Source organism: Mucilaginibacter sp. P1_D10 (assembly GCF_056406215.1).
On the sequence record NZ_JBFUAP010000030.1, the window covers coordinates 1 to 12,682 of the forward strand.

Sequence of the window (12,682 nt, forward strand, 5' to 3'; positions counted from 1 at the left end):
CCTAATACTACGCCATACCTGTTGGCCATTACCGGGTTCCAGGTAGCCGCAATTGCCGAGCCATTTGGTAAAAACGTGGCGGAATCGGTTGTCCAGTTGGCCGACGCCCAGTCAAAGCGCTTTATTTCTTCGCGTACACCCAACGGGCCATCATCGCATGTTAGCTCCGGGATGCCTAAACGGCTTACGCCGCCCGAAGAAAACAGTGCGTTGCCATGAAGCATGTCTATTTTTTCTTCCAGCGTCATTTTCCTGACGATGCTATTGATCTTTGCTTTAAGCGCAACCTCGCTTTTGTTTTGCGCTGAAACTCCGCCGGCCACTAAAAATGCCATAAAACAGGCAAGGGTATATTTCATAAAATATTATTTCTTTTCTTTTGTAGGTGTTATTTACCTGCGACAGTTATTTCAACAGCAGATGCTTTAACGCCAGCCAGGCGAGCCATTTTCTTCTTTTAAGTTTTCAACTTGTTGCGTGGGCCTACCCATATCCACATAGCGTATTGTTGAAATCTTATTTTCAAGATACCTCATCCCATAATGCTCTAAACATTTTTGAGTGAAGTTCTTAATAAGTACCAGGCCCTCGTTAAATATTTTTCTCGATTCAGGCGATATGATAGGGTTCCTGAAGAAAGCAGGGTGCTCCTTCAGCAAAATACCGATCGTTTCAAAATTCTCTATCAAAGCTTTAATTTCGCTTTCATCTAGTTCCGGCGCTTTTGAAATAATTTGATCTTTCATATTCCTGTTTTTTTAACCAGTATCATTTGCCACGGATATCAAATTCGCGGGGGGACACAGAATTGGGTTTTATTTCAATTTGTTGTTTTGTCGCAGGCGAGCCTTCTTTAATAGCTTGGGCCTGACCATATTCACTTAGCGTATAGTTGAAATCTTATTTTGAAAGGTGATTTAACCCGTAATGCTTTAAACATTTTTGAGTGAAGTTTTTAATAAGGGCCAATCCCTCATCGCACATTTTTTTGGATTTCGGTGTCAATACAGGGCTACTAAAGATTGTGAGATGACCCTCAAGTAAAATACCAATCGTTTCAAAATCCTCTATCAATCCTTTAATTTCGGTCTCGTCTAATTCGGGCTCCTTTGAAATAATTTGACCTTCCATATTCCTTTTTTTGAATACTATTTAGAACTAATTGAACCTATCATTTTAAACCTGCCGAAATATGCCGGTATCACGACTAACCTCTTATTTGCGACACCGGCAGTTTTAGTGTAATTATCCCGGATAATTTGAAGATTGTTGAATCAGCTTTGCCTTATCGGCAAACGTTAATTTTTACTTATATCCTTCAATAAGGGCATCTATCATACGCTGGTCTTTAACCACATTCTTACCTCTGTCTAAAGTACTACCTTGCTCCCAATAGAATGGCAGAAGGCCATGTGCTTTAGCCTGTTTGGTTACATAAGTTGTCCAGTAATCCACAGACTTGTTATGCATATCCATATCCTTAGGAACAGGCTTGCCCAGGCCGGCAATCCGCCTAAAGGTTGCGTATTCACCCAGTATCACAGGGATACCTTTGTCAACAAACTTCTCTTTCATCTTTTTGAATTCAGCAATAATCGCATCCTCTTCTCCCCAGGTGGCGTTGCGGTCTGGCTCAATAGTAGAATGATTCCCTGCTCCCCAGTAGTAAACCATTTTACCCCAACTTGCATCCCCATCCAATAATATCGTAAACTGAGAAGGCGTGTAGTCATGTACCTCAACCATCAAACGGTTAGGTTCCGGGTCGTGAGGAAGGGTATTCATCAAAGTATAAGATAAATCAGCGCTGGTATTAGGTCCCTGCACAACCAATACCCGGTAACTGTTCCTGCCTCCGGTAGAGCGAACCGCCTTAATGAATGTTTCGTGATAACTATTAAGTATGGCCATCTCTTCGGCATCATCAGCCGGAGGTTCATTCGCACTGGCAAACATAAGGTGTTCGTCAAAATCGCGCATGGTTGTAGCAATCTGCTCCCAAAGCGCTTTTTGCTTCGCATTAACGGAATCTTTCATTGCCTTATTGATATTGGCATCCAGCCAGCCGTTGTCCCAATGTATATTCAGTATCACATACATATCATTAGCCACACACCATCCGACCACTTCTTTCACCCGCGCAAGCCATGCAGGGTCAATTGTTGCCGCTTTCCTATCGCTTAAATGCCCGTAATTCCAGGCACAAGGAATTCGTACAGCATTAAAACCTGTTTGTTTTACAAATTTCACATACGATTCGGTCATTTTACTGCCCACCCACTCACCTTCGGTTTGGGATTCCATGGTGTTGCCAAAATTTATTCCCAAATGCATTTTGGCCGCCAGTTGCACAGCATTACTTGCCATTCCGGTCATGTCTGGCGCAATTGGCGATGTATTATAACTTTTGTATATGGTGGGGGCCTGAGAAACCGTCACCTTTCTTGCCTGGCCGTTAGAAGCACTTATGTATAAAACACCAGAACGGGTTGCCCCTGTAGCATTTTCCGACAAGGTTGTTATATGAATAACAGTGCTGCCACTGTTACCCGATGTTGTGCTTAATTGCAACCATGAATAAACAGGGTTGCTGATGGTCCAGTCGGCATTACTGGTAACAGATAAATCTTGTGCACCGCCTTCAGGCGTAAATGCTATGGCAGATTGATTAACTGTTAGTTCCGGCGCTGCATCCTTTGTCTTTTTGCAGGAGAATAAAAATATAATCGCAATTGGTATTAATAACTTAAAAAAAAACTGTTTTTTCATTTTCTCCTGATTTTTACTTAAAAGAATCCTCTGAACAATGCTGTTCAGAGGATCTTTTTTAACACCCACAACAGGCGTATTAACGAAACGGTTTATATTAACTAAATCTGCCTGGTTAAAGCCCTGCATCTGTTTTCAGTGAAATACAATGCTTGCTGACTTGCTAGTATTAGTTGCAGTCCAAATGGCTGCTGGCGATAAAACCGGCAGCACATTATTTGCTTTTGTTAAATGACTTAAAAAATGCCTCTGAGAATTTACCGGCAATAAAACGAACCGGCCGGATATCCTTTTAATTTACAAGCGTGATATTCGGTACCATATTCGTCTATAATCAATGGCATTCCCTTATCGGCAAACATTGCTTTTTACTTATACCCCTCCTTAAGGGCATTTAACATACGCTGGTCCTTTACCACATTATTAGATCTGTCTAAACCAAAACCTATCTCCCACCAGAATGGCAGAAAACCATTCGCTTTCATCGTTTTGGTAACAAAAGTTGTCCAGGCATCCACAGACCTGTTGTGCATCAGCGTATCCTTAGGGGTACCAGCGTTGAATTCGGGAGTCCGCCTAAAGGTTGCATATTCACCCAGTATCACAGGGATACCATTATCAACAAACTTTTTCATCTTTCCGAGTTCTGCCGCAAGCTCATCCTCTTCTCCATCGGGGGCGTTGCGCTCTGGCTCAATAGTAGAAAGATTCCCTTTCCCCCAGTAGTAACTCGCTTTGGTGTTCGGACCATTATCGCCATCCCTTACCATATTAAAATGCCAAGGCCCGTAGAAATGTACCTCAAGCATCATACGATTAGGTACCAGGTCGTGAGGCATAGTAGTCATCAGCTGAGAAGTTTTAGTACAGTCAGTTGAAGGCCCCTGCACAACCAGCACCCGGTAGGCGTTTCTGCCTCCGGTAGCGCGAACTGCCTTGATGAATGTTTCGTGATAACCATTAAGTATGGCCATTTGCCCGGCATTGTCAACCGCAGGTTCATTCGTGCCGGCAAACATAACGTGCTCATCAAAGTCGCGCATGGTTGTAGCAATCTGCTCCCAAATCGCCTTTTGCATCGCATTAATGGAATCTTTCTTCATCACGTTTACACTACGCTCCAGCCAGCCATTATCACCGTGAGCATTGAGCATCACATACATATCATTAGCCACACACCATCCAACCACTTGTTTCACCCGCGCAAGCCATGCAGGGTCAATTTTTGCCTTACTACGGTCGCTTAAATGAGCCCAAACCCAGCTACACGGAATTCGTACAGAGTTGAAACCTAAACTTTTTATATATTTCACATACGATTCGGTGATTTTACTACTCACCCAAACACCTTCGTCTGGGTATGATTCCATGGTATTGCCAAAATTTATTCCCATTCCTGTACGCATTTTTGCCGCCAACTGCACGGCATTGCTGCTCATTCCGGTCATATCCGGCGCTATGGCCGACGTATTATAACCTGGGTATATGGTAGGGGCTTGGGTAACCGTCACCCTTCTGGACTGCCCGTTGGAAGCATTTATATATAAAACACCAGAGCGGGTTGCCCCGGTAGTATTGTCTGACAAGGTTGTTACATGAATAACAGTGCTGCCGCTGTTACCGGATGTTGCGCTTAATTGCAACCACGAATAAACAGGATTGCTGATGGTCCAATCGCTACTACAGGTAAAAGATAAATCTTGCGTTCCGCCTTCGGGCGTAAATGCTATGGCAGACTGGGTAACCGTTAGTTCCGGGGCTGCATTTTTTGTCTTTTTACAGGAGAGAAAAAATATAACTGTAACAAGAGCTATCAATATTGTAAAACAATACTTAATTTTCATTTTGTCTTAATTTTTAGTGAGTTAAAAAAGCCCCACAACGATATGCTGCCGTGGGGCTGTAGGCTATTTGATCTTCACACACCTAATATTGTCAATAGCGGCATAACAACCAGTTGCAGTTGGCGAACCCGCGAAATTTTTAAGGGTCATATTATAACTATTCGCACCAGTAGGCCCCAATAATTGGCTTATTTGAGTAATTGATACACCATCCCCTAATTCGTCAACTTTTGATCTGAAGTTAGTTAAAGGAATAATTACGGTTTGCCAACCTTTCGTTATAAAAGCTTTGGTATTATTTGAATTAGGGATTTTCCATGGCTCATAACGCGCTACATAAGTGTCGCCTGCAAATTCAGTTCTAATATAAAGCGTACCTCCTTTCCATGGCTTAGCCACACTTATGTCAAATTGAAGAGCCCAGCTTGAAGGAGGATCTGTAACATTTGCCGCAGGTACCCAGTGATTGCCCGTATTAGAATTACCCAATGGGGCGTACAAACTGGCACCGCCAGCTAAAACAGGAGAATCAAAATAGATATGCATCGTAGTATTTGTTCCCATCGAACCATTAAAATCGGCCACAGGGCCGAAAGCCAATTTTTCATCTCCCCACCAGGGATAACCAAAATTATCACCCCACTCAAAATCTGCTAAAAGACCTACTTTATCGTTATTTTGAGTATTTACTTTATTAACAATAGAAACCGTTCCATAACTGGTAACAATGGTCACTGGTCCACTTGAGTAGCTGTTCTCATCCGGAGCCGCAAACTTAACATAAGCGCCACGTGGGCCTTCGGTGAAATTTGTAATTGTAGCACCGCCAAAAGAAAATGACTGGATAGTCTTAAGGTAAGCACCATAAACATAAACCGAATCACCAAGTTTGGGATTAACGTAGGAAATGCCGTAAATGATCGGCTTCGCATTTATGGTATCTATAACCGTACCGGACTTCGTAGTTACTGTTATTAGTTTATTGGATGTCGTTGCCGGCATCAAAAAGCCTAGGGAATCCCCATGAAGGGTTGTGTTAAACTTTGTTATTGGGGTTCCGCCATATGTAAACTGTTGAACGAAAATTAAATTGGCACCAAAAAGATAAACCGAATCGCCCGGGTTGGCAAACACATCGGATATGGCATTAATAGTTGGTGCAGGCGGGCCTAATTTAAAAGAGAACGTTGTTGAGCCACCAGGTGTTCTATAGTGTAAGGTATAGAGCTTAGTAGTATCGATTTTTGAATACATAATATCTGGTATCTGCACTACCGCGCTGTTCGGCGCAAATAAAGCAGCATTAAAAGAGGTGGGAACGCCATCAAATTCAATTGATGTTGCGTTTTGCAAGTTCTGCCCTATGATCACCACATATCGTCCTGTTCCTCCGGACCAGCTGGGATCAGTTTTAGGATCGCCGGTACTTAAAAGCGTATCCTTAGGCGACAGATGATACATTCTTACGCTTGTAATAACAGGGGGGATAGAAGAACCCTCATTATTTTTCTTACAAGCCGGTAATAAAGCCACTACCATCAGGAATAGCGGCAATAAATACAAGCGGATGTCTAATTTTTTTTTCATGTTAATATATTTTTAAATGCTAAAACCAATAATTATAATTAATAATAAGGTACCGGTGGATCCAGCAATTTAGGGTCGCTGGTTAACTCGGATGCCGGAATTGGCAGCGTAAATGAATTGATAGTTGCCGGAAGCGTAAGTGGCGGAGCAACAGTATCCCTTGTAGCTTTTCTCGTTGCAGGATCATACGTAAACGAGATCCGGCCGTGACTGGCATCCTGATTATTAAGGAACTGCACGGCATTAGCCGGATCGTAATAAGAATACCTAACCAGGTCTATCCAGTATTGCCCTTCAAAAGCAAGTTCAACCCTTCTCTCCTTGCGCAGTGTTGCGGCGCTCAGCGAAACAACAGGATCTACGCCGGCCCTTGTCCGCACGAGGTTAAAATATTTAAGCGCTTCCCCATCGGATGTAGAACCATTATTCCCGAGAATAGCCTCCGCATATACCAGGTACACATCGGCCAACCTAAGAATCATGTTGTGGACAGGTGATGACCAAGGCTCCATTGTTGGCGAATTGTTATCTTTTTCGTTGCCAACAATGTGCTTTTTAAGGCCGACCATGGTCGCCTTATAACCACCGTGGGCTTGATCCAATTCAGGATAAAGATCCCCGGTGAGCATAATAGTAGCTTTGCGCCTCACGGTATCATTATCAGAATACATCCGGTACAGATCGTAGGTTGGCTGGATGGGTATCCATCCCCCTGCTTTTTGAGGAAGAATGGTGTTGCTTGGCGAAAAAAAGAGTTGATTAGCGTTGCCATTTCCATAACCCACGCCAGGAGCCCATTGAAGGGCAAATAATGATTCAGGGCTATCATTGTTTTGCGCCTTGAAAAGGTCATAATAACCCTGGTGGTTCGGATCACTCTGCCCAAACAACACTAAGCTGCTATGACACACGTTGCCTGCATACTTTTTTGCACTGTCAAGCAATTTCTGGTCGCGCTGCCCGCCACTTTGGCCTAAACCTGCCATTGTTAAATACACCTTGCCCAGCATCCCCTGCGCCGACCAGGTAGTTAGCCGGCCTTTGTCGCCTGTTTTTGGAAGATAATTTGCTGCATAAGTCAGGTCGTTAGCGACGAATTTATAAACATCCGAAACAATATTACGTGGAAGCAGCGGATCTTTTATAAGTTTGCTATTGTCTTCAACAATTGGCACAGAACCCCAGTACGCCGCCAGATAGTAATAAGCTACGGCACGAACAAACTTTGCCTCGGCTATGGCAGCATTTTTGTCTGCCGCGGAAATAGACGGATCCGCCTGTTTCTCTATGGCATTAATAACGCCATTACATTGCCCGACAACATTGTACAAGCCGACCCAACCGCTGGTCACATTACCATTTTGCCCGGTAACAGTACGGGTAAAGAGTTGTACTAAATCACCATTGTACAGCACGCTGCCGGTGCCGCTTAATATGTCGCCAAGTTGTAACCAGGAATTATTGTTCCATTGCCACCACTCCCCACCGGCGTACAGGCTTGCTGTAGCCAGCCGCAGGTCGCCCGTGGTTTTGTAAAAATTAGTAGAACTGATCTGCGAATTGGACGGACGGTCCAAAAAACTCTTTTTACATCCCGCCACTGCTGCCGTGCATAGCAGGATGATGATGATTTTGTGAATTGATTTCATAAACATATATTTTTAATCGGTGATCGTTTTATTATTTCAAGGTTATGTTTGCACCTATGGTAAATACCTTTGGCTGCGGATAATAACCCTGGTCCCAACCTGCCTGAAGCGGGTTCCACGAACCGATCTCGGGATCCATGCCTTTATATTTTGTAATTACAAAGGCATTGGCCACAGTGGCGTACACTCTAACTGAATGGACAGCTATTTTTTTCAAAAGGTTGTCTGAAAACCGGTAACCTAAGGTGATATTTTTGCATCGTATGAATGAACCATCCTCTATCATCAGACTATTAGGACGGTAATTATTATTGGTAGGGTCATTTCTCAACCCTACAGTGGTTGTTTTTGGGTTGGTAACATAAACATTGTCAACATCGGATGCAGAGCCGTTGGGATCTACCAAAGCCAGCTGCGCATAGTTTAACGCCGATGTAAAAAAAGCGGTATGACTTCCCGGAAAGCTTGGGTATACTGCCAATTCATTAAATACCTTGTTGCCATAGCTGCCGCTAAAGAAAATATTCAGATCAAAATTTTTGTAGTTAAATGAGTTATTGATACCGAACTGGAATTTGGGGAGAGGGGAACCCAAAAAGGTTTCGTCCCTTGAGTCGATAATACCATCACCATTCAAGTCTTTAAACATACGGTCGCCATACCAGATACCGCCACCCGCCAGAGAAACCGGATAGGGGTTGCCGTTTGCGTCGGCAGGCCGGGCATGGTTTTGAAAATCAGATGGCGTTGCAAATATCCCATCAAATACGTAGCCGTAAAATTCGCCGATGGGCTGGCCCACAACCGTTTTTTCAATTACATCATTAATTATATCCAGATTAGATTTCTTGCTTAAGTTAGCCTGGTCTCCACCGGCACCTAAACTGGTCACTTTATTAATGTTCCGCGATAGGGTAAAGCTGGATCTCCAGGTGAAATTTTTAGAAGCAATATTGGTAGAGTTGATCTGCAAGTCGGCCCCTTTGTTGCTTAACGAACCCACGTTGGCATAAGGGGCTTGCATGGCGCCCGGCCCCCAACCAGCTACAGTGCCAGAGTATTCCGGAAGCGGCACCTGTAATAAAAGGCCGTTTGTTTCGCGGTCGTAAACATCAAGTGTAAAACTTAACCGCCCATTCAAAAACGTTCCGTCAATTCCTGCACTATAATAATTTGTTTTTTCCCACTCGACGCTCGGATTTGCCAAATTGTTTTGAAACTGTGCTGTACCCGACAGGCTGTTTGATACCGCTGCAAGTTGTGTTACAAAGGTATTGCCGGGTATGCCCTGGTTGTTGGTTAATCCATAACCAACCCTCAACTTCAATTCATCTATCGCTTTTACATCCCTTAAAAACGCCTCTTTATTAATTTTCCAGGCAAATCCACCCGAATAGGTAGTAACCCAACGATGACCGGCTGGAAAATTTGAAGAACCATCGTTCCGTATATTCCCGGTGAGCAGGTATCTGTCATCCCATGAAAAATTGACGCGACCGAACCAGGATTCCTGTGCAGAGCCCCCCGGAGGGTTTGAATATGTATTATCGCCCGAGTTTTTGGCTGTGATAGCATCCCCCGCACTAAGCCCTTGCACATTGTTTGAAGGAAAATTGTTTCGCTGGCCCCAAAGCCTTGCGAAGGTACTTTCCTGTGCTTCGTGCCCTGCTAAGGCGTCGATATGAAGTTTATTGAAATTATGATTGTAATTCAGGAAATTGCGTATCGTAGTATAAAAATATTGGTTGGCCTCAGATGTACCAGTGCTGGTACTTTGAAGGAGTTTACCAAAAGTATAAGTTGGCTCAAACCTGTCTGCTGTATTAAAATCGAAATTACCCGACACTTCATTTCGCAATGAAAAATCTTTAGTAAATTGTATTTCGGCATACACATTACCGAATATTTGATTCCTCTTTCTTTGGTCTTTTATAAGTCTGGCTAGTGCCACCGGGTTGGCAACAGGTTGCACTACCCCGCCGGGATCGGTAACACCACCATAGGAGCCATCAGCGTTGGTTACCGGAATATCGGGGGTAATGTTTAGTGCGGTGTTGATCACACTATTGCCGGTTGCAGCTACATTTTCATCAACATGCGCCAATTGCAGGCTGGTGCCTATTTTTAGCCAATTGGTGGTTTTATTATCTAAATTCAGCCGTACCGAGTATCTTTTAAAATCGGAGCCAAGGGCTATCCCTTCCTGGTTAAAATACGAGGTTGACAGTAAATATTGGGTTCTTGCGTCCCCGCCGCTTACTGTAATTGTATGATTCGTTTGCGGAGCCTTCCGGAATAATTCTTTTTGCCAGTCGGTACCCATACCTAAGTAACTGGGGTTTTCAAATGCGGGCCTGGTATCGAAGCCCCAGACAACGGCCCGGGCATTAATTAAAGTGGCAAATTGTTGCAAATTCATTGCAGGCAAGCGCTTTTGTATTTCCTGGTAACCGCCATAAAGGTCATACGATATCTGCGGCGCCCCGGCTTTGCCCCTTTTTGTTGTAATAACAATTACGCCATTGGTTGCCTGCGAACCGTATATGGCTGTTGCCGAAGCATCTTTCAATACATCTATTGATTCAATTTCGGCAGGGTTGATCGCATTTAACGGGTTTGAACCTTTCCCGGGGTCACCCACCGGGGGAATAATAACCCCGTCGATAACATACAGTGGCGAATTGGAGCCGCTTATTGACGACAAACCACGTATTTGAACAGATACGCCGCCACCGGGTTGGCCAGATACCTGCTGAACCACAACGCCGGCAACTTTACCCTGCAGTGCCTGGTCAAAAGTAACTGGCTGGGTTTGGCGCAGGTCGTTCCCTGATATTGAACTAATTGAGCCGGTAACATCTTTTCTCGCCCGCTTACCGTATCCAACAACAACCACTTCGTTTAAGTTGCTGGAAGTAGAGCTTAACTTAACATTTATTACCCCGGTTAGCTTTACGTTTACGTCCTGAGAGGCGTAGCCTAAAAAACTAAAAACGAGGATGTTTCCAGGCGCGGCTGTTATGGAATAGTTACCGTCTACACCGGTTACAGATCCGATAGTTGTCCCTTTAATCCTCACGTTTACTCCCGGCATGGGCTCGCCACTCTCGGCACTTGTTACTTTTCCGGTGATATTTAAGGTTTGTGCATGGGCCGAAATAAAAAGGAACATGCCCATAATAATTAATGAAATTCGGTATTTCACTCTGTTTTGTAAATTTTTATCCATCTTATAAAGGGATTTTAAGGTTTGATAATTGGTTCATTGTTTTCTGAATTGGTACTTAACTTGGTTTTATTTCATTCATAATTGTTTTCATTCACCTATTTTTTTTCAGATAAACCAGTACTCCAAAACGATCATTTGAAGCGGCTTAACTGTTAGTTTATTTGCATGCGGCTACCCTGATGATCGGTAAAACTTACAGGTACAGCCAGACACCTTTAACTCAAAAAAAAATAACTTTTGGTTCTATCTATAATTGGTGGGACATAGTTTCAAGGCAAGCTCTTAAGTACATTACTTTGAACTCATATTCCGGGGGATGAAGCTATGGTAACTTAAAAAAAGGGAAAGGGTAGTTTTAGCCAAAAGTATAGACCAAAAATCCAAACTTCATAATTATCTACAAATAAGATAGTTACCTATTAAAACTAACCTATTTTACAATAAATACCGAACGAAAATCGTAATTTGCGGCAGAACGAACCGTTTTTAAAATGCAAATAACCAATGGTTACTGATCGGCCAAAACAAAGGCTGACAACTGCTTCGCCTTTGTTATGACACGTAAATTTGAAATAAACAATAATTGGCGCATCCAAGCCTATCCGCTTACTGTATAAATGCTATTTCTTTCTGGGGCTTACCGAACGGTAAAAGGCATACATATATTTGCAACGCCGTTTTGAATGCATGTTCTTGCACGGCTACTTGTCGCTCATTCGTTCGCATTTACAGCAAACAAACAGCATGGAGATCATTATTCTTTACTTTCAGCGTCTGAATTACTTTTTTTCTGACGAATGGAATTTACATACGCAGAAGGTAGTATGTTATATTCTTCCTTGAATATTTTCGTAAAATGTTTGGGAGTATTAAAGCCTACCTCGTAGCAGATCTGGCTAATGGTCATCTGACTATTCTCGAGCAAATACGCTGCTTTTTTTAACCTTATGGAACGGATAAATTCACCAGGCGATTTGTTGGTGAGCATCAAAACTTTGTTATAAAGCGATCCCCGGCTGATGCCCATCTGACGACCTAGTTCATCTACTGAAAGGTTGTCGTTTAAGATATTAAGTTCTATGTACTCAACTATATTCTTTAACAGTATTTCATCTTCGTTTTGTAAAGGAGTTTCCTGTAATTGAACGTCCATTTGCTTTTTGTATGTCCGCTTGTAGACATCCTTAAGTACGAGGATGTTTTTGATCTTCGAAAGAAGTATCTCAAAATTGAAAGGCTTTGTTATGTAATCATTGGCTCCAATTTCAAGCCCCTTCAATTGTTCGCTTTCGCCGGTTAGCGCGGTTAACAAAATAACCGGAATATGCGAAGTGCGCCTGTCATTCTTTAGTTTTCTGCAAAGATCAATACCCGTCATTTCGGGCATGCTGATATCACTTACAATAAGATCCGGATGCTGGGACAGCGCTTTCTGCCAGCCATCTTTTCCATTTGCAGCCTCGACTAATTTATATATATCCTTTAAATTGTCTTTCAGATAAAAACGAAAGTCATCATTATCCTCAACCAAAAGAACCACCGGCTTTTTATTTGACCGCAGCTGTGTGACGATAGTTTCACCTTCATTATGGATAATTTCGTTT

At 43.0% G+C, this 12,682-nt stretch carries 8 protein-coding genes and 1 pseudogene; all 9 read right to left on the minus strand.

The window, feature by feature from the left end; genetic code table 11:
* Positions 1-359: pseudogene (locus AC1DYT_RS26370) on the minus strand (glycosyl hydrolase); the annotation flags it as partial.
* Positions 360-425: 66 nt separating this feature from the next.
* Positions 426-746 (minus strand): hypothetical protein, encoded by a 321-nt coding sequence (locus AC1DYT_RS26375; RefSeq protein ID WP_477472472.1) that lies wholly within the window; start codon positions 744-746, stop codon positions 426-428.
* 154 nt (positions 747-900) lie between these two features.
* Positions 901-1,131: a hypothetical protein gene (locus tag AC1DYT_RS26380; RefSeq protein ID WP_477472473.1), complete on the minus strand. Its 231-nt coding sequence runs from the start codon at positions 1,129-1,131 to the stop codon at positions 901-903.
* 174 nt (positions 1,132-1,305) lie between these two features.
* Entirely contained in the window at positions 1,306-2,898 is a 1,593-nt protein-coding gene (locus tag AC1DYT_RS26385) for a cellulase family glycosylhydrolase (protein WP_477472474.1), read from the minus strand.
* 239 nt (positions 2,899-3,137) lie between these two features.
* A complete protein-coding gene (locus AC1DYT_RS26390) occupies positions 3,138-4,613 on the minus strand; it encodes a cellulase family glycosylhydrolase (RefSeq protein WP_477472475.1) in 1,476 nt (491 codons plus the stop codon).
* Positions 4,614-4,676: 63 nt separating this feature from the next.
* Positions 4,677-6,200, minus strand: coding sequence for a glycan-binding surface protein (locus AC1DYT_RS26395; RefSeq protein ID WP_477472476.1), 1,524 nt, complete (start codon positions 6,198-6,200; stop codon positions 4,677-4,679).
* Between the two features lie 38 nt (positions 6,201-6,238).
* Positions 6,239-7,849: a RagB/SusD family nutrient uptake outer membrane protein gene (locus AC1DYT_RS26400; protein ID WP_477472477.1), complete on the minus strand. Its 1,611-nt coding sequence runs from the start codon at positions 7,847-7,849 to the stop codon at positions 6,239-6,241.
* A 31-nt stretch (positions 7,850-7,880) separates the two neighbouring features.
* Positions 7,881-11,078, minus strand: a complete 3,198-nt coding sequence (locus AC1DYT_RS26405; protein ID WP_477472478.1) for a SusC/RagA family TonB-linked outer membrane protein — start codon at positions 11,076-11,078, stop codon at positions 7,881-7,883.
* Positions 11,079-11,832: 754 nt separating this feature from the next.
* On the minus strand, positions 11,833-12,682 hold an 850-nt coding region (locus tag AC1DYT_RS26410; protein WP_477472479.1), incomplete at its 5' end, for a response regulator.

Excerpts from the sequence above, each read along its gene's own strand:
- AC1DYT_RS26375 (WP_477472472.1), bottom strand. The coding sequence starts at position 746 with ATGAAAGATCAAATTATTTCAAAAGCGCCGGAACTAGATGAAAGCGAA.
- AC1DYT_RS26380 (WP_477472473.1), bottom strand. The coding sequence starts at position 1,131 with ATGGAAGGTCAAATTATTTCAAAGGAGCCCGAATTAGACGAGACCGAA.
- AC1DYT_RS26385 (WP_477472474.1), bottom strand. The coding sequence starts at position 2,898 with ATGCAGGGCTTTAACCAGGCAGATTTAGTTAATATAAACCGTTTCGTT.
- AC1DYT_RS26390 (WP_477472475.1), bottom strand. The coding sequence starts at position 4,613 with ATGAAAATTAAGTATTGTTTTACAATATTGATAGCTCTTGTTACAGTT.
- AC1DYT_RS26395 (WP_477472476.1), bottom strand. The coding sequence starts at position 6,200 with ATGAAAAAAAAATTAGACATCCGCTTGTATTTATTGCCGCTATTCCTG.
- AC1DYT_RS26400 (WP_477472477.1), bottom strand. The coding sequence starts at position 7,849 with ATGAAATCAATTCACAAAATCATCATCATCCTGCTATGCACGGCAGCA.
- AC1DYT_RS26405 (WP_477472478.1), bottom strand. The coding sequence starts at position 11,078 with ATGGATAAAAATTTACAAAACAGAGTGAAATACCGAATTTCATTAATT.